Origin of the sequence: Mycobacterium sp. (assembly GCF_052145595.1) — a bacterium.
Taxonomy (GTDB): domain Bacteria; phylum Actinomycetota; class Actinomycetes; order Mycobacteriales; family Mycobacteriaceae; genus Mycobacterium.
Genome location: NZ_JBKQOI010000340.1, coordinates 1 through 26,780 on the forward strand (window position 1 = coordinate 1; position 26,780 = coordinate 26,780).

Annotated in this window: 24 protein-coding genes and 3 pseudogenes; 3 read left to right on the forward strand and 24 right to left on the reverse strand. The window is 65.6% G+C overall.

Annotation, left to right across the window (positions count from 1 at the left end):
- From ACLP4W_RS28210 to ACLP4W_RS28265, 12 genes and pseudogenes are all read right to left on the reverse strand, one after another.
- The coding region (locus tag ACLP4W_RS28210; protein WP_442390670.1) for a helix-turn-helix domain-containing protein at positions 1 to 164 on the reverse strand (164 nt) is incomplete at its 3' end.
- Positions 165 to 210: 46 nt separating this feature from the next.
- A pseudogene (locus tag ACLP4W_RS28215) lies at positions 211 to 534 on the reverse strand (MerR family transcriptional regulator); the annotation flags it as partial.
- A 386-nt stretch (positions 535 to 920) separates the two neighbouring features.
- Positions 921 to 1,415, reverse strand: a complete 495-nt coding sequence (locus ACLP4W_RS28220) for a bifunctional nuclease family protein (RefSeq protein WP_442390650.1) — start codon at positions 1,413 to 1,415, stop codon at positions 921 to 923.
- Between the two features lie 118 nt (positions 1,416 to 1,533).
- Positions 1,534 to 2,286 (reverse strand): transcriptional regulator FtsR, encoded by a 753-nt coding sequence (ftsR, locus tag ACLP4W_RS28225; RefSeq protein ID WP_442390651.1) that lies wholly within the window; start codon positions 2,284 to 2,286, stop codon positions 1,534 to 1,536.
- Positions 2,286 to 2,750: a glycogen accumulation regulator GarA gene (gene garA, locus ACLP4W_RS28230; protein ID WP_442390671.1), complete on the reverse strand. Its 465-nt coding sequence runs from the start codon at positions 2,748 to 2,750 to the stop codon at positions 2,286 to 2,288. The genes ftsR and garA overlap by 1 nt, the downstream gene beginning before the upstream one ends.
- A gap of 306 nt (positions 2,751 to 3,056) precedes the next feature.
- The gene (gene gcvH, locus ACLP4W_RS28235) at positions 3,057 to 3,455 is read right to left on the reverse strand and encodes a glycine cleavage system protein GcvH (RefSeq protein ID WP_442390652.1); all 399 of its coding nucleotides are present in this window, start codon (positions 3,453 to 3,455) and stop codon (positions 3,057 to 3,059) included.
- A 26-nt stretch (positions 3,456 to 3,481) separates the two neighbouring features.
- Positions 3,482 to 4,363 carry a DUF881 domain-containing protein gene (locus ACLP4W_RS28240; RefSeq protein WP_442390653.1) on the reverse strand — a complete coding sequence of 294 codons (882 nt, stop codon included), beginning with the start codon at positions 4,361 to 4,363 and terminating at the stop codon, positions 3,482 to 3,484.
- Between the two features lie 16 nt (positions 4,364 to 4,379).
- Positions 4,380 to 4,712 carry a small basic family protein gene (locus tag ACLP4W_RS28245; RefSeq protein WP_067318747.1) on the reverse strand — a complete coding sequence of 111 codons (333 nt, stop codon included), beginning with the start codon at positions 4,710 to 4,712 and terminating at the stop codon, positions 4,380 to 4,382.
- 58 nt (positions 4,713 to 4,770) lie between these two features.
- Positions 4,771 to 5,697, reverse strand: a complete 927-nt coding sequence (locus tag ACLP4W_RS28250) for a DUF881 domain-containing protein (protein WP_442390654.1) — start codon at positions 5,695 to 5,697, stop codon at positions 4,771 to 4,773.
- Positions 5,690 to 6,319: a CDP-alcohol phosphatidyltransferase family protein gene (locus tag ACLP4W_RS28255; protein WP_442390655.1), complete on the reverse strand. Its 630-nt coding sequence runs from the start codon at positions 6,317 to 6,319 to the stop codon at positions 5,690 to 5,692. Before ACLP4W_RS28255 ends, ACLP4W_RS28250 begins: the two co-directional genes overlap by 8 nt.
- A 103-nt stretch (positions 6,320 to 6,422) precedes the next feature.
- Complete coding sequence (gene secA2, locus ACLP4W_RS28260; RefSeq protein WP_442390656.1) at positions 6,423 to 8,747, reverse strand: accessory Sec system translocase SecA2; 2,325 nt, start codon at positions 8,745 to 8,747, stop codon at positions 6,423 to 6,425.
- Positions 8,748 to 8,841: 94 nt separating this feature from the next.
- Complete coding sequence (locus ACLP4W_RS28265; protein WP_442390657.1) at positions 8,842 to 10,485, reverse strand: acetolactate synthase; 1,644 nt, start codon at positions 10,483 to 10,485, stop codon at positions 8,842 to 8,844.
- A gap of 93 nt (positions 10,486 to 10,578) precedes the next feature.
- On the opposite strand from ACLP4W_RS28265, the gene ACLP4W_RS28270 reads away from it, so the two are divergent.
- Positions 10,579 to 12,498, forward strand: coding sequence for an ABC transporter ATP-binding protein/permease (locus ACLP4W_RS28270; RefSeq protein WP_442390658.1), 1,920 nt, complete (start codon positions 10,579 to 10,581; stop codon positions 12,496 to 12,498).
- 63 nt (positions 12,499 to 12,561) lie between these two features.
- Here the strand turns inward: ACLP4W_RS28270 and ACLP4W_RS28275 are convergent, their stop codons facing one another.
- From ACLP4W_RS28275 to ACLP4W_RS28285, 3 genes are all read right to left on the reverse strand, one after another.
- On the reverse strand, positions 12,562 to 14,034 hold the full coding sequence (locus ACLP4W_RS28275; RefSeq protein ID WP_442390659.1) for an FAD-binding protein: 1,473 nt from the start codon (positions 14,032 to 14,034) through the stop codon (positions 12,562 to 12,564).
- Positions 14,031 to 14,531: a VOC family protein gene (locus tag ACLP4W_RS28280; RefSeq protein WP_442390660.1), complete on the reverse strand. Its 501-nt coding sequence runs from the start codon at positions 14,529 to 14,531 to the stop codon at positions 14,031 to 14,033. Before ACLP4W_RS28280 ends, ACLP4W_RS28275 begins: the two co-directional genes overlap by 4 nt.
- A gap of 114 nt (positions 14,532 to 14,645) precedes the next feature.
- Positions 14,646 to 15,329: a TetR/AcrR family transcriptional regulator gene (locus ACLP4W_RS28285; RefSeq protein WP_442390661.1), complete on the reverse strand. Its 684-nt coding sequence runs from the start codon at positions 15,327 to 15,329 to the stop codon at positions 14,646 to 14,648.
- A gap of 110 nt (positions 15,330 to 15,439) precedes the next feature.
- On the opposite strand from ACLP4W_RS28285, the gene ACLP4W_RS28290 reads away from it, so the two are divergent.
- Entirely contained in the window at positions 15,440 to 15,886 is a 447-nt protein-coding gene (locus ACLP4W_RS28290; RefSeq protein WP_442390662.1) for a nitroreductase/quinone reductase family protein, read from the forward strand.
- Here ACLP4W_RS28290 and ACLP4W_RS28295 read toward each other — a convergent pair.
- The gene (locus ACLP4W_RS28295) at positions 15,864 to 16,574 is read right to left on the reverse strand and encodes an Rv1815 family serine proteinase (RefSeq protein ID WP_442390663.1); all 711 of its coding nucleotides are present in this window, start codon (positions 16,572 to 16,574) and stop codon (positions 15,864 to 15,866) included. The two genes, ACLP4W_RS28290 and ACLP4W_RS28295, sit on opposite strands and share 23 nt — an antisense overlap.
- A 100-nt stretch (positions 16,575 to 16,674) precedes the next feature.
- The gene (locus tag ACLP4W_RS28300; protein WP_442390664.1) at positions 16,675 to 17,619 is read right to left on the reverse strand and encodes a sterol desaturase family protein; all 945 of its coding nucleotides are present in this window, start codon (positions 17,617 to 17,619) and stop codon (positions 16,675 to 16,677) included.
- Between the two features lie 151 nt (positions 17,620 to 17,770).
- On the opposite strand from ACLP4W_RS28300, the gene ACLP4W_RS28305 reads away from it, so the two are divergent.
- A complete protein-coding gene (locus ACLP4W_RS28305) occupies positions 17,771 to 18,970 on the forward strand; it encodes an NAD(P)/FAD-dependent oxidoreductase (RefSeq protein ID WP_442390665.1) in 1,200 nt (399 codons plus the stop codon).
- A 6-nt stretch (positions 18,971 to 18,976) separates the two neighbouring features.
- On the opposite strand, the gene ACLP4W_RS28310 is transcribed toward ACLP4W_RS28305, so the two are convergent.
- From ACLP4W_RS28310 to ACLP4W_RS28340, 7 genes and pseudogenes are all read right to left on the reverse strand, one after another.
- Positions 18,977 to 19,684, reverse strand: coding sequence for an MgtC/SapB family protein (locus tag ACLP4W_RS28310; protein ID WP_442390666.1), 708 nt, complete (start codon positions 19,682 to 19,684; stop codon positions 18,977 to 18,979).
- A gap of 233 nt (positions 19,685 to 19,917) precedes the next feature.
- Positions 19,918 to 20,244: a DUF732 domain-containing protein gene (locus ACLP4W_RS28315; RefSeq protein WP_442390672.1), complete on the reverse strand. Its 327-nt coding sequence runs from the start codon at positions 20,242 to 20,244 to the stop codon at positions 19,918 to 19,920.
- 27 nt (positions 20,245 to 20,271) lie between these two features.
- Complete coding sequence (locus ACLP4W_RS28320) at positions 20,272 to 21,675, reverse strand: PPE family protein (protein ID WP_442390667.1); 1,404 nt, start codon at positions 21,673 to 21,675, stop codon at positions 20,272 to 20,274.
- A gap of 80 nt (positions 21,676 to 21,755) precedes the next feature.
- Positions 21,756 to 23,078 (reverse strand): PPE family protein, encoded by a 1,323-nt coding sequence (locus tag ACLP4W_RS28325; RefSeq protein ID WP_442390668.1) that lies wholly within the window; start codon positions 23,076 to 23,078, stop codon positions 21,756 to 21,758.
- 655 nt (positions 23,079 to 23,733) lie between these two features.
- Positions 23,734 to 23,970: pseudogene (locus ACLP4W_RS28330) on the reverse strand (type VII secretion protein EsxI).
- A 214-nt stretch (positions 23,971 to 24,184) separates the two neighbouring features.
- Positions 24,185 to 25,457, reverse strand: a pseudogene (locus tag ACLP4W_RS28335) (PPE family protein).
- Between the two features lie 26 nt (positions 25,458 to 25,483).
- On the reverse strand, positions 25,484 to 26,758 hold the full coding sequence (locus ACLP4W_RS28340) for a PPE family protein (RefSeq protein WP_442390669.1): 1,275 nt from the start codon (positions 26,756 to 26,758) through the stop codon (positions 25,484 to 25,486).
- Positions 26,759 to 26,780 lie beyond the last annotated feature (22 nt).

Consider the following 26,780-nt stretch of genomic DNA (forward strand, 5'->3'; position numbering starts at 1 on the left):
TGCAGCGTCTTCAGGCTGATGCCAAGAATCTCGGCGGCGCGCGTTTTATTATTGTTGGTGGCTTCCAGGGTCTTCAAAATCAGCAAGCGCTCGGCCTCGTCGACGGTGGTGCCGACGCCCAGGCGCACCGCGTTTGCTTCCTGCACCGGAGCCCGTGGAATCACCTGGCCAAAGCCAGGAGGCAGATGCCGGGGCTCGACCAGCGCACTTGCCGGTGTCGAGCAACCGCTTGACGATCTTGAGAACCAAGATGTCCTTGAACGAGTAGAGGCGCTGGCTGCCGGAGCCCGCCGCGCTGCGGATCGACGGAACCACCAGCGACGTGCGTGCCCAGTAGTCCAGCTGGCGGTACGTGATTCCGGCGATCTGGCACGCACTCGGCCCGCGGTAGCCGACCAGCTCATCAGGCACGGAATCGTCGGGAAACAGCCCGGGCTGCACGGGTCCGCCTGGTGCGGTGACGTTGTCGTCACTGCTCGCGGCGTTCGGATGCTCAGCTAGGTCCAGCTGTTCTTGACGTGGCTGCTCGCTCACGGTGGTTCCTCTCGCCGATCGCGCTGTCGGTGATAGCTGCGTCACTGGCCGTACCGCAGCCACGTTTGCTCAGGCCCGAGTGCTAGAGAGCTTACGCTTTCCGGTGGCTGCCGCGCCGTTTAAGTCGTGATCAAAGTATGGCCGCCAGACGGCCAACTGGGCGACTATCGACCAGGCGTGTCGACATCGCGCTACCAGATGAGATGCATCCGTGATGTCGAGGTCCAACCTGGTACCTCCACACCTACCCGTCTCGGCCCACCGTCGTGCGCCGAGCAGTCCCCCGCAAGCGGGAGGTGCCCCCAGCATAATCGCATCATTTGCGCAGATCGCGTGCGAGTCTGTGGCTGCTCGCAGGCGGGCCGTCCGGCCTGCCTGGGCCGGGGCTAGGTGGCCTTGAAATCGTCGGGAGACACGCTGTCGAGAAACTCCTTGAACTTCTCGACCTCATCCTCCCGGACAACGGTGCTGGCCTCCTCGTCGCTCTCGTCGGGTATCAGCAGCCCGGCCTGGGCGAGCACGGCTTCCTCAACGTAGATTGGAACGCCGACCCGCAGTGCTATCGCCACCGAGTCCGAGGGGCGCGCCGAAACCGTGATGTTGCGATCGAAAACCAGGTCAGCGTAGAAGGTGCCTTCCTGCAGATCGACGATCCGCACTTCTTTCAGCGAATGCCCAAGCGCCGCAATGAGATCCCTGATCAGATCATGGGTCAGCGGGCGAGGTGGTTCAACGCCTTGCTGCTCAAGCGCGATGGCGGCAGCTTCGGATTGACCGATCCAGATTGGCAGGTACCGGTCACCGTTGGCTTCGCGCAGCAACAGCACCGGCTGGTTCTGCGGCTGCTCCACGCGAATGCCGACAACACGAACTTCACCCATCTGTGTCCGCCCTCCGCACATGCCGCCGTGGTCTCACTCAGACTCGGCGCGACGACATGGTCGGACTGAACGCCCCTCCATGCCGCCGAACACCAAGCTGTCCAACGAAGTCTAATCCTCAGCGGTGCAGAACGTCGCGAACGGCAGACTTGATCAATGACGTGTGCAGCGTGATTGCGAGCGCGGCAACCTCACGCGCCAGGTCGTCGGCGCGATCGCGGGCGCCGGCCTTGCCGGCTTTGACTAACGGCCCGGCGATTTGAGCGATCAGGTCCGACTGCCTGTCGGCCGCCGAGCGGAAGGCGCGCAGATGCCGCGGCTCGACGCCGTATTCGGACAGCGCCCGCGCACATTGCAAGATCACGACAGCGTGCTCGTCGAAGAAACGGCCCGGGCCGGTGGTGATGACCCCGGCTTTGAGCAGCGCCGTCAGCAGTTCGTCGTCCACCCCCGAGCGCTGCAGGAGGTCTTCTCGACTCAGCCGGATGCGGGTGGGGGCCACCGCTTCGGCGTCGGATCCGGCCCCGGCTTCGGAACCGACTTCGCCGCCCGCTACCGACACCAACCGCGGCACACCGTACGGCGACCCGACTGCCGGCAGCTCGCCGTCGGGCTGGGCGTCCAGCTGTGCCCTGATCACCTTCAGCGGCAGGTAGTGATCCCGCTGGGCGGTCAGAATGAACCGCAGCCGGGCGCAGTCGTATGCGGTGAACCTACGGTATCCCGAAGCAGCACGCTGCGGCGTCACCAGTCCCTCAGCCTCCAAGAAGCGAATCTTGGAGATCGTGACATCGGGGAAATCGGGCCTCAACAGGTCCAGAACGGCCCCGATCGACATCCCGGCCAGTGCCGGGCTATCGGGTGCGCTCACTAGCCTCCGGATCCTCCATCGTCGTCACCTTGCTTGGGCCCGGTTAAGAACACCAAGCGGAACTTGCCGATCTGCACTTCGTCACCGTTTGCGAGTACTGCCGAATCCACTGGCTCACGGTTGACGTAGGTGCCGTTGAGGCTACCAACGTCAACGACGTGGAATTCGTTGTTTTCCAACCTGAATTCGGCGTGGCGACGGCTGACCGTTACGTCGTCGAGGAAGATGTCGCTGTCGGGATGCCGACCGGCGGACGTGATGGCCTGGTCGAGCAAGAACCGCGATCCAGCGTTGGGTCCGCGTTTGACGACCAGCAACGCCGAGCCTGCCGGGAGTCCCTCGACCCCCGATACCGCGCTCTCGCTCCCCGCTTGCGCGGGAGCATCCAGTTCGTTGAGGAAGTCGGCGCGGAAGACGGAAGTCGTCTCCACTGTGACGTCGTCAGAAGTCTGATCGTTGTCCATGTCCGTCACCCGCTGCTCCTTACTGGCCGCTGTGCGTTATCTGACCGGGCCGCTCGGGCCGGCTCCCCGTCAAGGTTGCTGGCCTTGTACCAGCCCCGTACTGCCGCTTACTTGCCTGTCTGGTGCCGTCTAACGTCGATGTGTCGACGTTACCGCGCACCGGTCCGCAATGTGTCCCCCAGCGGGGGATCCGGAGCCCGATTGCCGGGCTTCCGCCACAGCTGCGTGGGGGTGGGGGATCCCCCAGCTCGGACCAGCCGGGCCGCCCGCGTCGCCGCGCGGGGCTGGCTGGCACCTTAGCAATCGTCATTCGGTCAGTGTTCCGCGGTAGGCCTCAGCGTCAAGCAGCCTCGAAATGCTCGACTCCAACCCGGCGACATCCGAAACCTGAACATCGAGCAGCCAGCCGGCCCCGTACGGGTCGGAATTGACCAGCTGCGGACTGCCTTCCAGATCGGCGTTGACCGCAGACACGGTGCCCGAGACCGGCGCGAACAGGTCCGACACCGATTTCGTCGATTCGACCTCGCCGAAGGATTCGCCCGCGGTCACTTCGCTGCCCACATCGGGCAGCTGAACGAAGACGACATCGCCGAGCGCCGACTGCGCGAAGTCGGTGATCCCGACCCGCACGGTGTCATCACCGCTTCGTCGAATCCATTCATGTTCGGCGGTGTAATGCAGGTCGGAAGGGATATCGCTCACGGTAATCCTGTTCGGGTCGCTGTTGGTCACTTGACGGGCTGAGCGTATTGGTGCGGTTTTGGTTGTCGCAAGGTGGCCACGTCCACCCGGTCGGCCTGCTGCACCGACATCCGCGCACCGACGCGCTTGATGCTGTCCTCTGCGCCACCGGGAATGTTCATCGCCGCGGCCAGCGTGGGCGGATCACCAATCGCCAGAATCGAATACGGGGGTGACAATGTCTTGTTGTCGATGGTCAGCGAACCAGGCATCCCCACCATCCAGGTATCGACACCTACTCGAACGGACTGGTGCGCATCGTTGATTTCAATCGCCTCGGCGCCGGCGGCCCGCAGTTCGTTGATCACGTCGAGCATCGATTCCGGTGACACCCCCGGCCCGGGGTCCTCGACGGTGACGGTGACGCCGGGCCCGGTGGCGCCCACCGAGCCGACCAGGATGGATAACGCTGCCAACCTGGCCTGGGCGCTTTGGATGGCGGCCTGATCGGTGTTGCCGGAGGCCTGCAACGAATTCAGTGTGTTCTGAAGTTCGCTCACTTCGGTGTTGAGCGTTGCTTCGCGCTGCCGCAACGAATCCAGCAGGACTAACAGGTCTGCGGGACGGGCCGTATCCAGCGAATCGCCCGACTTGGTCTGACGGACCTGCGTCACGATGGCGATCCCCAAGACCAGACACAACAGAATCGCCAACGTTCCGAAAACCAGGCGGGAGCGACCACCATGCACCAGTGCGGACAATCCCCGGCGGCGCACCGGTCCGATCTCCGGGCGCGGACCTTTCGCCGGCAGCTCGTGGCGGCCGCGTTGTGCGCCTTCGGTCGCGCTCGGATCCGCTTCGGAGTGGCCGTGCCGGGTTGGCGCGTCACGACTTTCGTCGGACGCGCGATCGGCCGGGTCCTGGCTCACGGTGACCTCATCTGCGTCATGCTCCGAATAACCGGCGCCGCAGCGCGGCGGCGTTGCCGAAGATGCGGATACCCAATACAACGATGATGGCCGTGGATAGCTGCGTGCCAACACCCAATTGGTCGCCGACGTAGACGATCAGGGCAGCCACGAAGACGTTGAACACGAACGAAACCACGAACACCTTCGGGTCAAAGATCCGCTCGAGGTAAGCACGCAGCCCACCGAACACCGCGTCTAGCGCAGCCACCACCGCGATCGGCAAATACGGCTGGATCACCTCGGGGACGGCGGGGTGAAAGACCAGGCCCAGCACGATGCCAACCGCAAGCGCAGCGATACCGATCATGCCCGGTTTCCCGTCCGCATTTCCCGCGCGGGGATCTGCCTCACGAGGACTTTTCTCACTAGGGCCCAATCTGTTTGGCGAACTTGACATCCCTGATGGATCCGGCAGGCAGCGAGAGACCGTCGGCGATATTCACGGTGACGACGACACCGTAGGAGGCCTCCAGCAGCCTGAGACGCTCGCGGCCTGGGCTGTGGTCGAAGACGTCTCGCATCGCGTGCGGCGGACCGACCGCCAGGATCTTGTAGGGGCTGCTCGTGGGGTTGTTGTCGACCAGGATCGCTCCGCCGGCCTGGCGGATGGTCACGTTCGGCCCGATCCGGACCCCACCGACCGATATGGCCTCGGCGCCGCACGCCCACAGCGAGTTGACGACCAGCTGCAGATCGCGGTCCAGGATGATTTGGCGGCTGCCGTTGACCCGCTGTTTGGACACGTCGGAAAGATTCGGGCTGGCACCGGGATCCGTCACGGTCACCGTCAGGCCGGGGCCGATGATCGGTGTGCTGGCCGCCGCGAGGCTGAGTGTGTCGAGCCGTGTCAGCAGCCGCTGCCCCTCGGCGTCGTCTGCCAGCGCGTGTCGCTGCACGTCGTCGACTCGAGCCGACAGTGCGCTGCGCTGCTGGGCCAACTTGGCTGCGGAGGCTTCCGTCGAACGCACGCTTCGCGCCAGCAGCTGCTGCGCGGTGCGCACACCCGGCGCAACCGAGCGGGCCTGCGCGACCGCGGCGGCAAACACGGTGGCGATCAGCAGCGCCGCCAGAGCCTGCCAGAGCCAGCCGAAGACGCGTTTTCGCCCAAGCGGTGGTGTGGCAGCGTCGCCACGTTTGGCGGCGGCCGCAGCGTAGCCGGGATCGAGGTGCTCCGAAAGCAGGGCCTGCAAGAGCGAGGGCACCGGGATCTTTTTTATTACCCGCGCCGCCGCGTGGGCACTGTGGCCGGCGTTGGGGTCATAGCCGCCGAGCAGGCGGTCAGCGTCAGCCATGCTCACCAACTTTGCGGGCGACTGGGTGACGGGCAGGGTCGTTGAGCTTGGGCATGCGGCGCACGACCAAGACCATCTGCACCGCATACAGTACGAACGACCACAGGTACGCATACATACCCCAGCCCAAAAAACCCCAACCACAGGCCCCCAGTACGCGGCTCCACAACGCGCCCCCCGTGCCCAGCAGGACTAAGGGAAAGCCGGCCATCAGGGCGAACGTTGCGGCCTTGCCGACATAGGTCACCGGGAGCGCCGACAGTCCGCGCCTCCGAAGCAGCGGCAGCGTCGCGGCCAGCAGCGCGTCGCGTGCCAGCAGGGTGATGACGAACCACCACGGCATGATCCCGCTCAACGCCAACACGACGGGGACGGTCACCATGTAGAGGCGGTCGACCGCCGGGTCCAGCAGAACGCCCAGCCGCGAGGACTGGTTGAGCACCCGGGCGATCTTGCCGTCAGCCCAGTCGGAGGCCCCGCTGAACATCAGGATCGCGACCGCCCAGCCGTTTGCATGCGCGAACAGCAGGAGGTAGGCGAATACCGGGATGAGCACCAGTCGGATGGCGCTCAGCGCGTTGGGCACCGTCAGCACCCGGTTAGGCGGAAGCACCGGCTCCATGAGCCGTGACCTTAACGCGCAGATATTGTGGTCCGTTAACGGACCACGGAACGGTCCAGCGTACGGTCCAGCGTGCAGCTGGCGTCACGCTCGACGACCCGGTCTAACGGAATACCCCGGGCAGGCTCAGGGTCGACAGTGTGTCGTCGGCCAGCGGATTGTCGTTGACCATGTATGTCCACGTCGACGTCGGTCGCGCCAGCTTGGACAGATCCAGTCCCGGCTCCTCTTCGAGGACGTTAGCGGTTTCGAAGGTCTGTTGAGCCGCCTCGATCGCATCGGCGGCCAGCGAGGCGAACGCGTCGACGGCCAGCCGATGAAACTCGTCCAGCGGGTTCTGCCGGCCCAGCGCGCGCAAGTGGATGCTTTCGCGGATGTCGGCCAGATACGCCAGATGGTCGGCCCAGCCTCGGTCGAGGTGATACAGCATGATCAGCCGGCAGATGGTCTCGAGGCGTTCTTCGGAGATTTCTTCAGACAGCTCCTCGTACCGCTGTGGCGCCAGTTGGGCGAGTTCCTCGCGCGCGGTTGCGGTGCGCAGCAGCGTGTTTCGCCGATCGACGATGATCGCGCGCTGCTGGGCGATCAACTGGTTGTAGCGCCAGGTGTTCGCGTGCACGTCCAGCATCCGGCCCTCGGCAACCCGCTGAGCATGGTCGAGCAGCCCGGCCGCCTTGGCGCTGACGATCCGGCCGTCCTCATCGGTCTGCGTCGGCAGCTTGTTGTGGTCGAGGTTGGCGGTGACGACGTCGTCTTCCCAGCTCGAAAAGAACACCGACGACCCGGGATCGCCCTGGCGCCCGGCGCGGCCGCGTAACTGGTTATCGAGCCGTTCGGTGTGATGCCGACCCGTGCCGACCACGTGCAGCCCGCCGAGCTCGGCCACCCTGTCGTGGTCGCCTTCGTCGGATCCGCCGAGCCGGATGTCGGTGCCGCGCCCGGCCATCTGGGTCGACACCGTGACCCCGCCGAATTCGCCGGCCTCGGCGATCACTTTCGCCTCCTCGGCGTCGTTCTTCGCGTTGAGCACGACCGCGGGTATGCCCTTGCGCAGCAGCCGCTCGTGCAGCTCCTCGGATTCGGCCACGTCGCGGGTGCCGACCAGCACCGGCTGTCCGGTCTCGTGTACCTCGGCGATGTGGTCGATGATCGCGTCGTTCTTGGCGGCCGCGGTGATGTAGACCCGGTCGGACTCGTCCTCGCGAATGTTTGGAGTATTCGGCGGAATTGGCGAAACACCGAGCTTGTAGAACTGGCGCAGTTGCTCGCCGGCGGCCAGCGCGGTGCCGGTCATGCCACACACCGTTGCGTAGCGGTTGATCAGCGCCTGCACCGTGATGGTGTCGAGCACCTCGCCCGTCTCGGTGGTTTCGATGCCCTCCTTCGCCTCGACGGCGGCCTGCAGTCCATCCGGCCAGCGCTGCAGTTGCGCGATGCGGCCGCGCGACGCGTTGATCAGGTGCACCGCGTCGTCCCGGACGATGTAGTGCACGTCGCGCTGCAGGAGCACATGTGCGTGCAATGCGACGTTGACCTCGGTCAACGTGGTACCGACGTGCTCCTCGGAATACAGATCGATGCCGCCGAGCGTTTTTTCGACTTTGCGCGCGCCGGCCTCGGTCAGGTGGACGTTGCGATTGTCCGAGTCCGTGTCGTAATCCGCGCTCGCTTCCAGCTCGCCAACCAGCTTGATGATCTCGAGCCGCGGTGTCTCGCGATGGGTGGTGCCGGCCAGCACCAGCGGCACCAACGCCTCGTCGACCAGCACGGAATCGGCTTCGTCAATGAGCGCCACATCGGGGTTGGGCGACACCAAATCGGCGACGTCGGTCACCAGCTGATCGCGCAACACATCGAAGCCGATCTCGTTCACCGAGGCGTAGGTGACGTCGCAGCCGTAAGCGGCCCGGCGATCCTCGCTCGTCGACTCAGCGGTGATCCAGCCGACCGTCAGCCCCATGGCCTCCACCAGCGGGCCCATCCACTCCGCGTCGCGGCGGGCCAGGTAGTCATTGATCGTCACCACGTGCACGTGCCGCCCCGCAAGGGCGTATCCGGCCGCCGCGATCGCGCCGGCCAGGGTTTTGCCTTCACCGGTGGCCATCTCGATCACGTCGCCGGCAAGCATGCGTAGCGCACCGAGCAGCTGCACGTCGAAAGGCCGCAACCCCGTCGACCGCTCGGCCGCTTCCCGGGCAATCGCGAGGAACTGCGTGATGTCTTCGGACTCCGCGAGATCCCCGAGCTTCAGCAACCCGGTCGCCTTGAGCAGCTTCTCGTCGCTGAGAGCGGCGGCTTCCTCGTCGTATTCCGACGAGGCGGTGACCTCGGCGAGGGACCGGGTCCGGTCCTTTTCCGTACTGGCGCCCAGCAGCCGCCAGAATCGGCTACTCAGACGGCCGGGTTGAGCGTGGGTGGTCTTTGACACAGGTCAACGGTACGCGAGGGCTGACCGGCGCGAGGGTGCGTGTCTGTACAGCGACACGCCGTTACGGCCGTGCATTTGCGCACCCTCGCGGGCGTCAGGCCAGGTTGGATCGGCGTGGATAGGCGATGCTGGGGTCGGTGAGCACGTTGACGACGGCGGGCAGGCCGCTCGCGAACGCACGTTCCAGTGCGGGCCGCAGCTGGGCGGGCGCGGAGACCAGCTCGCCATGGCCGCCCAGGGCGCGCGCCACCTCGTCGTAGCGCGTGCCCGGACGCAGCTCCGCGACCACCGAATAGCCGTAAATCGCCTCCATGGGGTGTTTTTCGAGAGCCCAGATTCCGTTGTTGCCGATCACCGATACGACCGGCACGTTGTGCCGGACGAGGGTGTCCCATTCCATGCCGCTGAAGCCGAATGCGCCGTCGCCCTGCAGGAGGACGACCTGACGGTCCGGTCGGGCCAGCTTGGCGGCCAGGGCGTAGCCGGGGCCCGAACCAAGGCAGCCGAACGGGCCACTATCCAGCCAGCAGCCCGGCAGATAGCTGTCGATCACCCGGCCGGCATAGGAGCCGAAATCGCCGGCGTCGATGACGACTATGGCGTCGCGGTCCAGCAGCGGCGCCAGCTCTGCGTACACCCGCATCGGATGCAACGGGATCCGGTCGTCGCCGAGCTCGGCATTTTCGCGTCCGCGCGCCGCGGTTTCGGCCGTCCGCAGCTCGTCGATCCAGTCCTGGTGGCCGGTCCAGGCCGGTCCGGCCAGCGCCGACAGGATCGGCGTGAGGTCGCCGTAGAGGCCGGCCGCGATCGGACGCGGGTGGTCGCGGTCGGGCTCGACACGGTCTGCCACGACGAGCTTGGTTTGCGGCCCGAACACCCCACCGAAGCCGAGCCGGAAATCCATCGGCACGCCGACGACCAGCGCCACGTCCGCCTCACCCAGCGCTTTCGCCCGGACCCGCGAGAACGCCATCGGGTGGTCGGCGGGCACAGCGCCGCGGGCCATCCCGTTCATCAAGACCGGGATTTGGCGTTCCTCGGCAAGGCGCAGCAGCGCCGCTTCCCCGTGTCCCCACCAGACGTTGGTCCCCGCCATGATCACCGGCCGGCGGGCCGCCGTCAGCAGGCTGGCGGCACGGTCTAACGCGGCGCCGTCGGCAGCGGCAACCGGCGGCGAATCGGTGAGCGCGCCGGGGCGGCCGTCATCTTTCGCCATGGAAAACGCGTGGTCCATCGGAAAATCGACGAACGCCACACCCGACGGGGCACTGACTGCCGCCCGCAACGCTCCGTCGACCAGCCAGCCGGCGGCGTCGGGCGACTCTGCGGTGGCGGCGAACCGAGCCAACGGCGCGACAAAGGGCACGTGGTCGATCTCCTGCAGCGAGCCCATACCCCATCGCAGCGCGGGGGCGCGGCCGCCCAGCACCACCAGGGGTGACTGGTTCTGCTGCGCCGCCGCCATCGCGCTCATCCCGTTGGTGACGCCCGGGCCCGCGGTGAGTGCGGCCACGCCGGGCAGCCTCGTCACCTTCGACCAGCCCTCGGCGGCAAACGTCGCGGTCTGTTCGTGGCGGGTGTCGACCAGGCGGATGCCCTCGTCACGGCAGCCGTCGTAGATGGAAAAGAGGTGGCCGCCGGATAACGTGAAGAGGGTATCGATACCGCTGGCCCTGAGCCGGCGCGCTATGAGCCGGCCGGCATGAAATGTTTGGGTGGGGACGGCGTCGGCACTCATGACCGCAGCCTATCCACATCCTTCGGGTACCTTCGCCGGAGGATTTCTGTTGGGGATCGCTACGAACACCTCGACTCTAAGGAGGCATCGACCTTGGGCCCGAAGCCGTTTTCGCCGTCGATCAACTGGTCGGCGGCGCCCATCGATTCCTTGCGCTGGGTCGCCATAGCGTGGGTGATCAGCGCCGTTTGTCTGATCGCTGTGCTGCTTGTGTTCCGGTACCTCACGCCCTGGGGCGGGCAGTTCTGGCGGATCACCCGTGGGTACTTTGTCGGGGCACACAGCGTTCGGGTGTGGCTGATGCTCGGCGTGCTGTTGCTGTCGGTTCTGCTTTCGGTGCGCCTCATGGTATTGCTCAGCTACCAGGGCAACGACCTGTATACGGCGGTGCAGAAGGCGGTCCAGGGCGTTGCCGCGGGCAATGACAGCGTCAAACAATCCGGAATTCACGGCTTTTGGATGTCGATCGCGATTTTCAGCGTGCTGGCAGTCCTGTACGTCATTCGCTTCATGATTGATATCTATCTGACGCAGCGGTTCATCATCGCCTGGCGCATGTGGCTGACCGCCCACCTCACCGATGACTGGCTGAACGGCAGGGCCTACTACCGGGACCTGTTCATCGACAACACCATCGACAACCCCGACCAGCGCATCCAGCAGGACATCGACATCTTCACCGCCAATGCCGGCGGCACACCGAACATCCCGTCCAACGGAACGGGCAGCACCTTACTGTTCGGGGCCGTCAACGCCGTCGCCTCGGTGGTCTCGTTCGCCGCCATCCTGTGGCACCTCTCCGGAAATCTGAATCTCTTCGGCTTGGAGATACCGCGCGCGATGTTCTGGACCGTTCTGGTCTACGTGCTGGTCGCGACGGTGGTCGCAATCTGGCTGGGCCATCCGCTGATTCGGCTCAGCTTCGACAACGAGAGGCTCAATGCCGCGTTTCGTTATGCCCTGGTGCGATTGCGGGACGCCGCCGAAGCGGTGGGCTTCTACCGCGGTGAGCGGGTCGAGCGGGCGCAACTGTGGCGGCGCTTCACGCCGATCATCGACAACTACCGCAAATTCGTTCGCCGGACCATCATCTTCAACGGATGGAACTGGTCGGTGTCGCAGGCAATTGTTCCGCTGCCGTGGGTGATCCAGGCGCCGCGGCTGTTCGCCGGCCGGATCGACTTCGGCGATGTCGGCCAATCCGCGACGGCATTCGGCAACATTCAGGACTCCCTGTCGTTCTTCCGCAACAACTACGACGCGTTCGCCGCCTTCCGGGCGGCGATCATCCGGTTGCACGGCCTGGTTGACGCCAACGCGCAGGGCCGCGCGCTGCCGACAATCCTGGTCAAGCCGAGCGAAGAGGCGACGGTTGAGCTTCGCGACGTCGAAGTGCGCACGCCGGGCGGTGACCGGCTGATCGACCCGCTGGACGTGCAGCTGGACAACGGGGACACGCTGGTGATCACAGGGCGATCGGGTGCCGGCAAGACCACGCTGCTACGGAGCCTGGCCGAATTGTGGCCCTACGCTTCAGGAACCCTTTGCCGTCCCGACGGCGATAACGCGACGATGTTCTTGTCGCAATTGCCGTATGTGCCGCTGGGCAGTCTGCGCACCGTGGTGTGCTACCCGAACTCGCCGGATGAAGTCTCCGACGCTGAGCTGCGGGACGTGTTGACCAAGGTGGCCCTGGCACCACTGATCAACCGGCTCGACCAGGAGCAGGATTGGGCCAAGGTTCTCTCCCCGGGTGAGCAACAGCGGGTCGCCTTTGCCCGCATCCTGCTCACCAAACCGAAGGCGGTCTTCCTCGACGAGGCCACCTCGGCGCTCGACGTGGGGCTGGAATTCGCGCTCTATCAGCTACTGCGCAACGAATTGCCGGACTGTGTGGTGGTCAGCGTCAGCCATCGACCCGCCGTCGAACAGCACCACGAACATGAGCTCCAATTGCTAGGCGGCGGCCCATGGCGGCTGGGCCCCGTGGAGAAGGAGCCCGCGCAGGTCTAAAGCCGGCATTGCGTGCTAACGCGCCCCCGGCCCACGGGGCCGCGTGCGCTCCGGCATCGTGTGCTAACGCGCCTGCGCGCCCCCGGCCCACGGGGCCGCGTGCGCTCCGGCGCGGCGGCCGAAGAATGAGCCTTCCCCGAGCTGCGTGCCACTGGCGTAGCCCTTGCCGTCCTGGGCGATGTTGGACGCGCACGCCCCCACCGCATACAAACCGGGCACGACCGTGCCGTCTTCGCGCAGCACCTCGCCATCCACCGAGGTGGCCAGCCCGCCGACGGTGAATCCGGCGTACATCGCCTTGCTCAGGGACATGTCGAACGCGCCCCAAGGGCCTTTATCCTGCGGCGCAAGGAATTCTGGCTGCTTATGAAAATCGGGATCCTCGCCGCGCGCGGCGTAGGTGTTGTAGCGGTCGAGCGTCGCAACCAGGTTGCCCTGCGGGATACCAAGCGCGGCTTCCATTTCGGCGACGGTTTCCCAGCCGTCGATCAGCGGGACCAGCGGCATCTTGGGGTGCTCCAAGTGCGCCTCGTCGACGATGAGAAACGCCGCGCTGTCCGGCTGATTCATGATGAACCCGGCGGTCCTGGAGTGATAGGAATCCTCTGCGACGAAACGCTTTCCGAGCTTGTTCACGATGATGCCGGTCAGCAGGATCGACGGCGGGTATGGCGGAGCCGTGATGAAGATCTGATCCATGTGCTGGGTGGCCCCGCCGGCCGATACGCCCATCCGGATGCCCAGGCCGTCGTCGTAGGTGTTTCCGAGCACGAACGGCTTCTCGGCCAGTTTGGGGGTGTACTTGGCCACCATCTCCGGATTCATGACGAATCCCCCGGCAGCGATGATGACCGACTTTGCTTTAATCGCGCCGGTTTCGGAGAAATGCTTCCACAGCACGCCGGTCACGGCGCCCGAGCCGTCCACGATGAGCTGGGTGGCGCCCGTCTCGTACCGGATTTGTACGCCCAGGCTTGCGGCCCGCTTCAGGAGCAGGTCGATCACCATGCTGGCGCCGCCGGTGTCGCCTGGTACGGGCACCTTGTGGCCGCGTGGCGCCGGCACCGCCTGCTCCAAGAACGGCCACACCTTCTCGTTGCCGGTGTACATCAACCCCTCGGTGTTGGGCTGGATCACCGCCTTGCCGGGGAAATAGCTGCGCTCGAACTGAAAACCCAAGTCTTCCAACCAATTGAAATGCTCGACGCTGCCCTCGCAGTAAGCACGAATCTTGGCGTGGTCCGGCTGCCGCGACACCGCGACCAGGTATTTGTACATCTCCTCGGGCGAGTCTGAGTGACCGGTCGCCTGCTGGACAGCGGTCCCGCCACCGAGGTAAAAGTGGCCCCCGGCAAGCGAAGTGGTTCCGCCCACCGCGGCGGCGCGCTCGAGCACCAGCACTCGCGCTCCGGCGGCCGCCGCGCTGACCGCCGCGCACCCACCGCCGATGCCGAAACCGATCACCACCACGTCGACGTTATCCGACCAGGACGCCACCGTGTCCGCGTTGACCGTTGCTGGTATCTCGGTGCTCACCGCTGCTCCTGTTTGATGTAGTCGTAGAACGCCCTCATCTCGGGCGGGATGTAGGCAATCTCCACAAACGGCACGCCCGCCTGCGGCGCTGACACGTAGGCGAATTGAATTCCGCCGGGCATCACGCCCTGCTGCACAACCGCGGCGCCAAAGTTTGCGGCCTCGATCAATGCTGCGTCGAAGCGCTCGGGGCTTTCCGCCTCCATGCAGACGTGGTGCAAGCCCGGCCCGGATTCGCGCAAAAAGTCACTATAGACGTTCTCTCCGCGGACCGGTGAAATCAGCTCCAACTGCATGTCCCCGAGATAGCTCAAGGAAATGCTGGCGACGAAATCGGCCGGCTTGCCGAGGTAGCTGCAGGTGTCCGGAGCAAAGTGCACGTTGGGTATCCGCACCCACTTCCGAACGCCTAACAAGCCGGTGAGGGCCGTTTCCGTGGCATCCAGGTCCGGGGTAACCCAGGCGATCTGCGTCGGCGATTGAACGGGTAGGGTCATCGTCTCGCAGGATAGCCCAGTCCGCTGGCCCCCAGGAAGGGCCACAAAGGCTTTGCCACGATCGGCCGCATACGGCGCGAAGAAGTCGAATGAACACGTTCTAATTCGGCCTGATCAATGCTGGCTCAGCACGCCCACCAGCAGCCGAAGCTGAGTGTCGAAGACCGCCGAGGGGTCGGTGAGGGTGTCGGCGCCGTATTGTCCGAACACCTCGAGGCTGATCGCGCCCAGCACCCCCGACCACAGCAAGAAGCACTTGGCGACGACCTGATCGTCGCCGGGAAAGCCGAATTCGTGGCGAATACGTCCGAAGTCTGACGACAACGGTTGGGGTGCAACATCGTTGGTCAACCGGATATCTCCAGTGGCGATTCCGGCGGCTATGGCGTCGAAGAACGCCCCGACGACGCGGGTGCCGGCTGCAACCGTGCGCTCCGGCGGCGCGTGATACCCCGGGACCGGGCTGCCGTACAGCAGGGCCCAGCCGGCCGGGTGGGCAACGGCCCAGCGCCGCGCCGCCCGCGCGATGGCGATGACGTCGTCACTCCACAGGTCGACCACGGTCTCGCGGGCCCGGTCCACGGCATCGGCCAGGTCGGAATACGCGTCGATGAGCAGCAGGGTCAGCAGTTCGTCGCGGCTGGACACGTACCGGTACACGGCGGAGGACACCATGCCGAGGTCGCGGGCTATCGCGCGCACCGACAGCCCGGCGGCGCCGCGCTCGACCAGCTGCCGGCGGCCGAGTTCGACGATTCGCGCCTCGATCTGCTCCCGCGATTCCTGGCGCTTGCCCACCAGGCCAGTCTGACACAACCGAGATCACCGCTCTTGCTTTTTGGAGACGGGTGTGGCAACGTGACGACCGTTGAGAGCACTGCTCTCAGATCGCTCAGAGAGGACGCACGATGGCCACGCGATACGCGGAACCGAACCAGGCCGCGCGGGCCGCTAACGCGGTAATCCGCTGGCTTGCCGAGCTGGGGATCAGCATCGCCGGGACTCGCGCGCTGCGCGTCCGGGGCCGCAAGAGCGGAAAGCAGCGGGCGGTGGTGATCAACCTGCTGACCGTCGACGGCGTGGACTATGTCGTCGCACCGCGCGGGAATACCCAGTGGGCGCGCAACGTCAGGGCCGCGGGCGTCGTCGAAATGGGCCCCCGCTGGCGCCGTCAACGCGCTCTCGTCAGCGAGGTCGACGATGCGGCCAAACCCGAATTGCTGAGGCGTTACCTGGCCAGGTGGTATTGGCAGGTCAAAGACTATGTCGGCGGGTTGACGCCGGACAGCAGCGATGACCAGCTGCGGGCCGCCGCCGCAACGATCCCGGTGTTCAAGCTGGCTGCCGCGGGCTGAATTGCCCTACCGGCGCGCTGTTCGGCATTCCGAGGTCCTCGCGGGCCTGTTCGGAGGCAACCCGCCACGACACCGCCGCCGGAAGGTCCCCCCAGACGCTGTTGAAGATCCCGACGATTTGCGCCGGCTTGCCCTGGGGAGCCAGGTAGACGGGTCCCCCCGAATCACCGTTGCGACTGAGGGCGCCGTGGGACATGGTGAACCACCCATTGTTGACGCTTTCCACGGTCCCGCAGGTTTCCCCGGTGCTCACGCCGAAATGGCAGACCGCCTGTCCCGGCGTGATGGCCAGGTTCGGGGCCGATACCAGTTGACGTCCGCCCGGCAGAACGTTGTTGACCGTCACGTTGTTGTCCAGCGCGATCGCCTCGTAGTCGCTGATCAACTGGTTGGTGGTCACGGTCGTACCGCTGGGCGTGTCGTCGCGGAAGGCCGCCAGATGTCCGATGAAGTTGTGGTCTTTGTCGGTGACTGCGCCCTCGCCCCCCCGGCAGTGCCCGGCCGTAAAGGCGACTTTCTGGACTGGGTCAATGTAAGCCAACGTGCACAGGCGGTTGCCTTGCAGGATCTCCATACCCGGATACACCAGCGTGGGTTCCGCTCTGGCCGTCCCAGACGACAGCCAGGGTGTGAGTGCCGCGACAGCGATCGACGCGGCAAATGCTCGCATTGCCAGTCGCCGCACCATGAACTCCGGTCCCTTCGGGCAGGTAAATATCGACTTGAGGTTGAGGTTACGGCGTAACCCTCCCCCACGTAGAGCTTTTTCGCGCCACCCCCGCCCGGCGTTACGGCGACGTCGCCAGCGGGACGGCCGCGTCGAGCTGGCTCGCCAGGCGCGGCGCCCAGCCGGGCGGCCCGAAGGCGTAGCCCAGCCGATCGCGCAGGCGGCTCGCCGATCGCCAGTCGCGGGCGATCGCGACGTATTCGCGCGTCTGCAGTTTCCAGATGTTGTACGTGTCGACCTGCTTGGTGAGGCCGTAATGCGGGCGGAACAGCTCGGGCTGGAAGCTACCGAACAGCCGATCCCAAATGATGAAGATGCCGCCGTAGTTCCTGTCGAGATACAGCTTGTCCATCCCGTGGTGGACTCGGTGGTGCGACGGCGTGTTGAAGATGAATTCGAATGGCCGTGGCAGCTTGTCGATCCGCTCGGTGTGCACCCAGAACTGGTAGATCAAGTTCAGCGACCAGCTGAAGAACACCATCCAAGGGGGAAGCCCCAACAGCGGCAACGGAACCCACATCAGGATCTCGCCGCTGTTGTTCCACTTCTGGCGCAGGGCGGTGGCGAAGTTGAAGTATTCGCTGGAGTGGTGCGCCTGGTGAGTCGCCCAGATCAGCCGGACCCGGTGGGCGATGCGGTGATAGGCGTAGTACAGCAGGTCGACACCGAGGACCGCGATGACCCACGTGTACCACCGGGTTACCGAAAGGTGCCACGGCGCCACATACGCATAGATTGCCGCATAGCCGAGCAGCGCCAGGGTCTTCCAGGCGGCGGTGGTGGCCACCGAAACAAGACCCATCGAGATGCTTGCCACAGAGTCGCGGGTGAGGTACGCGCCGGACTCCGGCCGTGCCGTGCCGGTGGCTCCGGTCTCCAGGCGTTCCAGCTTGCGGGCCGCCGTCCACTCGAGAGTCAACAGCAACAGAAAGAATGGAATGGCGAACAGCACCGGGTCCCGCATTAGCGGGGGCAGCGCGGACCAGAACCCAGTGACGGTATTCACACGGATAGATTACGACGACCGGCACGGTGCCCGTCGGGCTGATGCGGTCTCCGGGGCCCGTCAGGCGGTCAACCCTGTGGTCGCCGGCGTCGATAAATCGGATAATGCTCACGCGGCGTCGGCCGGCCGAGATCGATGAGGTGTTGGGCACTTGACCGCTGTGGTGGTAATCGGCTCGGGATTTGCTGGACTATGGGCGGCACTCGGCGCCGCCCGACGACTCGACGAGCTCGCTGTCCCGGCGGGCAGCGTAGCTATCACCGTGTTGAGCGCCAAACCGTTTCACGACATTCGCGTTCGCAACTACGAAGCGCATTTGACCGGCTGCCGCATCCCGCTCGCCGACCTGCTCGACCCCGTCGGAGTCACGCATGTCGCCGCCATAGTGACCGCGATTGACACCAGCGCCCGCATCGTGACCACATCGGGCGGCGCGACATACGGCTACGACCGGCTGGTGCTCGCGTCGGGCAGCCACGTGCTCAAACCCGCCATACCGGGCCTGCGGGAGTTCGGTTTTGACGTCGACACGTATGACGGCGCCGTGGCGCTGCTGCACCACTTGCAAGGGCTCGCCGACCGTGCGCTGACACCGGCAGCGGCGACGGTCGTCGTGGTCGGTGCCGGGTTGACCGGTATCGAGGCCGCGTGTGAGCTGCCGAAGCGCCTGCGCGGCTTGTTCTCCCGCGAAGGCGTCACCCCCCGGGTGGTTCTGGTTGATCACAACCCGACGGTCGGCTCCGATATGGGTGCATCAGCGGTTCCGGTGATCGAACAGGCATTGCGTGACGACGGCGTCGAAACCAGAACGGGCGTAAGCGTCGCAAGGGTGACCGAGCGCGGTGTGTCGCTGTCGTCGGGTGAGCGACTCGAGGCCGCCACGGTGGTGTGGTGCGCCGGCATGCGGGCCAGCTCACTGACTGAGCAGCTACCGGTGGTGCGCGACCGGCTGGGCCGGGTGGAGGTCGACGACTACCTGCGGGTGATCGGCGTGCCCGCGGTGTTCGCCGCGGGTGACGTGGCGGCTGCCCGGATGGATGACGACCACCTGTCGGTGATGTCATGTCAACACGGGCGCCCGATGGGGCGCTACGCGGGCTACAACGTCATCAGCGACCTGTTGGGAGAACCGATGCTGGCGCTTCGGATCCCTTGGTACGTCACGGTCCTCGATCTCGGACCGGCCGGCGCCGTCTATACCGAAGGATGGGACCGGGTGGTGGTTAGAACTGCCACGGAGGCCAAGGCGACCAAGCGGACCATCAATACCCGGCGGATCTATCCCCCATTGACCGGCAGCCGCGCCGACCTGATTGCCGCGGCCGCACCGGAGCTGCAGGCCCGCCCTTGATCACGTTCAAATTGACTGCGCTTTATCGCCGGCGTACCACTGAACCGCGCGAACCCCCGGTTGTAGGGACAGTTCCGCCACCAACGCCTCGAGCTTGGCCGGAGTATGCCCGTCTACGAGCAAGTGCGCCGTCAAAGTGAGCTCGTCGTCAGTGGCCCGCCCGGTGTGGATTCCGCGCAATGTCATGTCGTTGGTGCTGGCGTATCGCACGACCTGCGCCCGGACATACTTTTCGGATTTGGCGCGACAAATCACCTGCACCAGGTAGGGCTGCAGGCTTTCGTCTTCGTCGCCGCTGTTGTCGTGGTCGATCATCCGGCCGAGCGGGCGCCCGACCACGTGGATGGCGATGACGGTTCCGGTGCCGATCAGAGTGAAGACCAGGTGCCCGGAAGCGGCAAGCACGCCAATCGCGGCGGAACACCACAGGGTGGCGGCGGTGTTGAGGCCCCGGACGTTGACCCCCTCGCGCAGGATTACCCCGCCGCCGAGAAAACCGATCCCGGAGACCACATAGGACGCGACTCTGGTGGGGCTGGTGTCCTCGGTGGCGGCCGCGTACAGCACGAACAAGGTCGCACCGCCGGCAACAAGCGCGTTGGTTCGCAGGCCGGCCCTGCGCGCCCGCCATTGCCGCTCAAAGCCGATGAGGGCGCCGCAACCCACCCCGACGGCAAGTCGGAGCGCAAAATCGGCGACGCTCAGCGTCTGCATGACAGTGCACTCCTTCCCCGCCCGCGACGCGGAGCACCCGCCATCAGTCGCCGATGCGATGCGGCCTCCCACCGCGGCGCTGGTCGGCCGCAGCTAACCACCCTCAGGTGAACAGCAGGTGGACCGGAGCCAACCCGGTTGCCCGGCGGCCACGCTGTTGAAACCGCCGCGTAGCGAAACCGGTGCGCCGGAGCCGCGGCTAACTTCCCGGGTTCAAGGCGTTGCGGCCCGCGCTACGCCTTCGAGAGTTGATGGGGGCAATAGAATTTCGCGGCGATCATCGCGAAATTGGATGCGACCTCCATATCCATTCCGGGATTGTGACTCTTCACGTCGTGGACGAGGTCCAAGCCCGATTCGCCGTTGTTCAGGCACGTGCACACCGCTTTAGCGGACGCGACGGCCGCGTCGGGGCTGGAGTAGCTGATGTGGACCTGGTTCAGGGCGGCGAGGAAGCCGCCGTCGTCACCCTGTGGCGGAGGCGATGGGTCGCCATATGCGGGTGCGGCCAGGCCGATCATGGCGGAAACGCCGAGCATTGCCAGTAGTAGTCTCATAATTCACCAACCTCCTAATTACGTTGTGCCCTAACCCAACTGCGCATCCGAGGGCACGACTTTCGCCTTGTCGCCCTTTTTCAGATGCACCGCGTGGATACCGGGCTTCTTCGACAGCTGCTCGAGCAGCGCGTCCAGACCTTCTTGATCGACATTGTGGTGCTGCACGCTTTCGGGCTTCTCCGATATCTGTGCCACCAGACGTTTCAGTTTCTCGGGCGAGTTTTTGTCTTTGAGGTCCTTGATCGGAGTGATCCGGCCGCGAACACCGGCCTGGCTGAACGCACTGGGACCCCCAGCGCCCAGGGCGCTTCCGAGCATCCCCGCCACCGACATCGAACTGAGCAGCCCGCCCTCGCCGAGCGCCGCCGCCGGCACCGCGTCCGGCCCGGTGGCCGACAGCGCGGATGCGACCATCCTGACGGCGGGGGTGTTTATCGCCCAAGCCGGCGGGACCGACAACTTGCCGACCAACGTGCCGGCATTTCCCATGCCCGCCGACACCGCGTTGTACAGCGTGCCCCGGCCGAAGCCCAACGCCCCCAGCCCGGCACCCAGCGCGTCTTTCGGCAGCGCGGCATACGGAATCGGCGGGGAGAACTTGAGGAACTGCGACAAGGGAAAGTTGATGAGCAATCCGATGTCGTTGAACCCGGTGGTGAAGCCGAGTGGAACTTTTATGGCGTTGTAGAGGTTTGTGTACAAGGCTGACGCGCCAGTGCCGAACACGCCGTTCAAGAGGCCGTTCATGGTGTCGGTGTAGTCGGTGCTGAGGTTGGCCAAGGCCGTCAGGATCGGGTTGCCGACTCCGAGCGGGTTGAGGAATTCCGACACGAGGGTTCCCACACTGCCGGCCGGGGTGGCCGCGGCGGAGGCAACCGCCGCCGCCTGGGTGGCCGTCCCGCTGGCGTTGGTGATCTGCGGCGCCCCGGTGAACGGCGTCACCCTGGAAGCGGCCTCCGATGAGGTGACGTAGCTTTCCATCGCCACGGCGTCTTGTGCCCACATTTCCGCGTACTGGGTCTCGGTGGCCGCGATCGCCGGCGTGTTCTGTCCGAAAATGTTGGTCGCCACCAGCTGCGCCAGCAGGCTGCGGTTGGCTGAGATCTCAACGGGTGGCACGTGCGCGGCGAACGCGGTCTCGTAGGCGCTTGCCGCCGCGGTGGCCTGCGTTGCCGCTTCGGCGGCCTGGGCGGCGGTGCCTTGCATCCAGGTCAGATAGGGCGTGACGGCGGCCGCCATGTTGAGTGACGACGGGCCAACCCAGGACCCGCTGGTAAGGCTGTCGATGACCGACGAATAGGAGGACACCGTGGACTGAATTTCAGTGGCCAGCCCCTCCCAGGCCGCCGCGGCGGCCCGCATCGACCCGGAACCCGGCCCGGCGTACATCCTGCCCGAGTTGAACTCCGGCGGAAACGCTGCGTAGAACATTTTCTATACCCCTTGCCTGGTCGTGCGCGCCTGGGTGGACTGTGCTGGGTTACTGCCCCTGCTCACGGCAGCCATGACTCTCACTCCTCGAGCGCCGGAATCACGATGATGGTGGCTGCGGCGGGGTCGGCCTCGGCCACCAAACCGCCCAGGGAGCCCGCCGCAGCACCGCCGCTGCCTGCGGACTGGAACGCGGCAGCGCCCACGGCGCGTCCGGCCAGGCTGGAAAGCGCCATCTGGCTGAAGACGCCGCTCTCGCCGGCAAGCGACGCCGTCGGGGCCGCTGCCAGGTTGGTGGGTAGCACGGAGGCGAGCGTTCTGATCGCCGGGGCGGCTTCGGTCCAGCCCTGCGGCACCGACATACTCCCGAGTAGACGCGCACTGCCCATGGCACCCTGTACCGGCCCCGCACCAACGGCGGAGCTCAACATCGGCTTCACGGCGGTGGCGCCTTGCGTCAGAGGCGCCAACGCCCCACTGATGGCTTTCGGGCCGGCGAGATACGCGGCCGCGCCCTGCCCGTTTTGGCCCCAGGCGTACGCCTGACCAAACGACAGGAACGGGCCGCCGGGTATAGAAGCCAGCCCTTGGAGGGAGTACGACCCAGAGGTAATGGTCGACGTGAAGGTGTCCCAGCTTGTCAAGTCGGCCTGGAGTCCGGCTGGCAACGACACCGAGGAGGTCAATTGTGGCAAGTCGAGTCCCGACAACAGGTTGCCCGACGCCGTCGAGGGCGATTCCAGGATGCCGTTTGCCAGGCTTTGCAGCGCCGTCGGCAGCGAGTTGATGAACTGGGACAGCTGTGTGCCTATCGACGCGGCCGGCGTATTAGTGGCCTGGGTGACCGCGGCCGCTTGTGCAGCCGGTGCTGCGCTGCTGGTGGTCTGCGGCGGCTCGGTAAACGGCGTCAGCTGCGACGCGGTCGCCGACGAACCCGCATAGGTGTACATCGCGGCCGCATCCTGGGCCCACATCTCCATGTAGTGGGCTTCGGTGGCCGCGATTGCCGGGGTGTTTTGGCCCAAGAAGTTGGTGGCGATCAAGGCCATCAGCAGGGCGCGGTTGGCCGTGATCACCGGCGGCGGCACCGTGGCCGCGAACGCCGTCTCGTAGGCGCCGGCGGCGATCTTGGCCTGGCTGGCCGCCTGCTCAGCCTGAGCGCCCGTAGCGTTCATCCACGCCACGTACGGCGCGGCCGCGGCCGCCATCGCGATCGACGAGGGACCCGTCCACGGCCCGGTGGAAAGGCTTTGAATCGTCGAGCCGTAGGAAGCCGCGGTCGATTGCAACTCAGTAGCCAACTCATCCCAGGCCGCCGCGGCCGCCAACATCGGACCCGACCCCGCACCGACATACATCCGGCCGGAGTTGATCTCCGGTGGTAGCGCCCCGAAATCCAACATCTATTACCTCCGGTCCCCTGAGTGGCCGCCCTGGTAAGCACGGCTTTCCAGCCGCGTCCGTAACGGCGCCGCGGCCCTAATGAAATCGGTCAAATCCGCTATTGAATCCACGCGTGATCCCACGTGTTTGAAGACAACAAACCCCCGCTCCCTCTTAGCCAAAATGTGTCTCAATGTATCCCAGTGGGCGCAGCCGCCGCTCACTCAGGCGCCGCTGCCTAAGTAAAGCTCATGGTGATCGAAACGTATTCGTATCCGGTTCCATTAGGGTAATGATGAGGTTAAAAATAAATGTCTTGGCGCTGCTGATTCACTGTGAAAACCCTGGTCAACAGCTAACAGAGTGATAAATCAAAACTGGTGTCCAGCACATTGCTAGGCAATTCTCAGCAACCAGCAAGAAATCGATAAAATTTTGAGGCGGTTCAACGCAAGGCGTTTGCGGATCGGAGCCGCTAACTACCTTATTTACCCGTATTCAAAGCTATTTATCGCTGCGGCGATCGCGGACTCCGATAACCTTATTGGACCGTAATCGAACGATTTGAATGTTGGGCAGGAAGAAACGACATAATACTGCGGAGCGTATGAAATCTGCCGATATGTATCGCGTGTGTCGGCTCGTAATGTTCATCGCCGTTGTTGCGACGTGGAATCACGCCCAGCCGGAGCCGACGGCGCTGTCGGTGCTGGCCATGTTGCTGCCGGCGGTCTGCACCTTTTGCCCGTGGCAGATCACCGAACCGGGCGTCGCTCCAAAAATCAGCAGCGGCCCGCACGGCGCCGACGATGGCTTGATGCTCGGCCTCCAGCGGCTTTCCTGGGCCCGAATGGTGGCGCCGTGGACGGCGACGTGGGCAGTGACGTTGGCAAATTGATAGTTAATCGTCATGCGCTGCTCCCCTAAATTTCACCTAGCGTACGCATGCGTGACTGTCGTGATACTGATTGGCCGCTGGGGGTTTGCTGTGAGCCAATTCGCGCTGTATGGCGGTGGTCAGGGCCGCAGACCAGCCCGTCACGCGGCCCGCGCGGAATGTCAATTATGTTGCGGGAAGCTCAATCCGCTGACCTATCACCTGTGAGGTCGCCGAAGCCGCCGCTTGTTATCCGGCGGCGGGTGGACGTGCGACGAACGTCGGGCGGAAGCCGTATTGGGGGACGGACCGGCCGGCGGCTTGGCCGGCCATGCCGCCAAGCGGCACCGGGGGCGTGCCGGCCGCCAAAGCCGGCGGTGGCGCGATCATCGGTGTGCCGCCCAGTGTCGACGAAAGAGGACTGTGCAGTGGCGCTGTAGCGGTCCAGCTCGGCGGCACCGACAGCGGGCCGACCAGCGCTGACCTGCCTAAGCCCGCCGATAGTCCGTTTCCAACACCGAGCCCGGACACACCGCCGCCAACCGGAACCGGAACCGCGCCACCAAGGCCGCTTGCCGCGGCGTCTCCTAACGCGTCGCCGGCCGCACCCGCGCCTCCCCCGGCGTTGAACAAGCTGGTAAACGCACCTATGTGGTTGGAAGGCGCGTAAAAGCCGGAGGCAAAGATGGTGTTGCCGAACGTGGAATTCAACAGTGCCCCAACCGCGCTCTTGTCGCTCCCGCTCAGCAGGTTGAGGACTCCATTGAGTCCTGTCGTAGCGTTTTGAGACCCGAGAGCGAACGGATCGAAATTTGACAACAGCCCATTGAGGACGCCGCCGAGACCCGATGTCGACCAGGCTGACGACGGCGAAGTGAGTCCCTGCAGCGCGCTGGGCAACGCGGACATCAGCTGAGACAGTGTCGATTGTTGCGTCCCGGCGGAGCCGGCGGCTGCCTGGGTGACCGCGGCAGACTGCGCCGCGAGTCCGCTCGGGTTGGCTGTCTGCTGCGGCTGGGTGAACTGGGTCAGCTGGGTCGCGGCCGCCGAAGAACCGGCGTAACGGTACATGGCGGCGGCGTCCTGGGCCCACATTTCCGCGTACTGAGCCTCGGTGGCCGCGATCGCCGGCGTGTTTTGGCCCAAAGTGTTGGTGGCGATCAGCGCCGACAGCTGCGCGCGGTTGGCCGCGACTTCCGGCGGGGGCACCGTTTCGGCGAACGCGGATTGGTAAGCCCCGGCCGCTGCGGTGGCCTGCGCGGCAGCCTGCTCAGCCTGGGCGGCCGTGGTGTCCATCCACTCCAGATATGTCGCCGTCGCGTCCCCCATCGCCGCCGAAGACGAACCCCGCCAGTCTTCGTCGGTTAGACCCGAAATGACTGCGCCGTAAAGACAGTGCCGTCGAATGCAATTCCGCGGCCAGCGCGTTCCAGGCGGAGGCAGCGGCCAACAGCGGCCCCGAGCCGGCCCCGGAGTACATGCGTGCCGAGTTGATCTCCGGCGGCAACGCCCCGAAATCCATCGCTACGGTCACCGTTACCCAGCCCTTTATCCGGCGGCCGGTGGCCGTGCGACGAAGGTGGGACGGAAGCCGTACTGCGGCACGGCGCGCCCATACGGTTGCGCGCCCGTGGCTCCGATCGGCATTCCGGGCATGCCCGCCGCCATGGCCGGGGGCGGCATCATCGGTGTGCCCCCCAGTGAGGAGGCCAGTGGGCCGGCCAGTGGTGCGGGCGCGGTCCAGCTCGGCGGCACCGACAATGCGCCGATCATGGGTGCATGCCCCAGGCCCGCCGAGACCGCACTTCCAAGGCCTCCGATGCCGCCCACCGAACCTTCGACTGCTTCACCAACCCCAGCGGCAGCCTGCCCCGCCGCGTCGGCCGCGTCGCCGGCCGCACCGCCGGCCTGCTGACCAATCAGGCTGAGGAACGGCGCCATCGTGTTACTCGGCATGTAAAACCCGGACGAAAAGATGGTGTTGCCGAGCGTCGAGTTCGCCAGGGCGCCAAATGCCGTGTTGTTCCCGGAGAGCAAATTCAGCAGGCCATTGAGTCCGCTGGTGTCACTCGCCGAACCGGGCGCGAATGGATTCAGCCCCCTCAGCCCATCGAGAAGGCTGCTCAGGCCCGTCGTCTGCGCCGAGGACGACGACGGCGGCGAGGCCAGCCCCTGCATCGTGGTGGACAGGGCGGACATCAGCTGGGACAGCGTGCTCTGCTGTGTCCCGGCCGGAGTGGCGACGGCCTGGGCCACCGCGGCGGACTGGGCGGCCGGCGCGGTCGCGCTGGTGGTCTGCTGCGGCTCGGTGAACTGAGTCAGCTGGGTCGCGGTTGCCGATGAGGCGGCGTAGCCGTACATCGCTGCGGCGTCTTGGGCCCACATTTCGGCGTACTGGGCCTCGGTGGCCGCGATCGCCGCGGTGTTTTGCCCCAAGATGTTGGTGGCGATCAGCGCCATCAGCTGGGCGCGGTTGGCCGTAATCACCGGCGGGGGCACCGTCGCGGCGAACGCGGTCTCGTAGGCCGCCGCGGCGGCCTCGGCCTGAGCGGCGGTCTGCTCGGCTTGCTCGGCTGTGGTGCTCAACCACGCGACGTAAGGCGCGGCGGCAGCCGACATTGCGGCCGAGGCCGGGCCGTGCCATTCCTCGCTGGTCAGCCCGGAAAGCACCGAGCTGTAGGACAGCGCGGTGGAACCCAATTCTGCGGCCAGTCCGTGCCAGGCTGATGCGGCGGCCAGCATCGGGCCTGAACCCGCCCCCGAGTACATCCGACCGGAGTTGACTTCGGGCGGAAGCATCGCGAAGTCCAGTACTGCAGTCATCGTCAGCCCCCTCTCCTAGCTA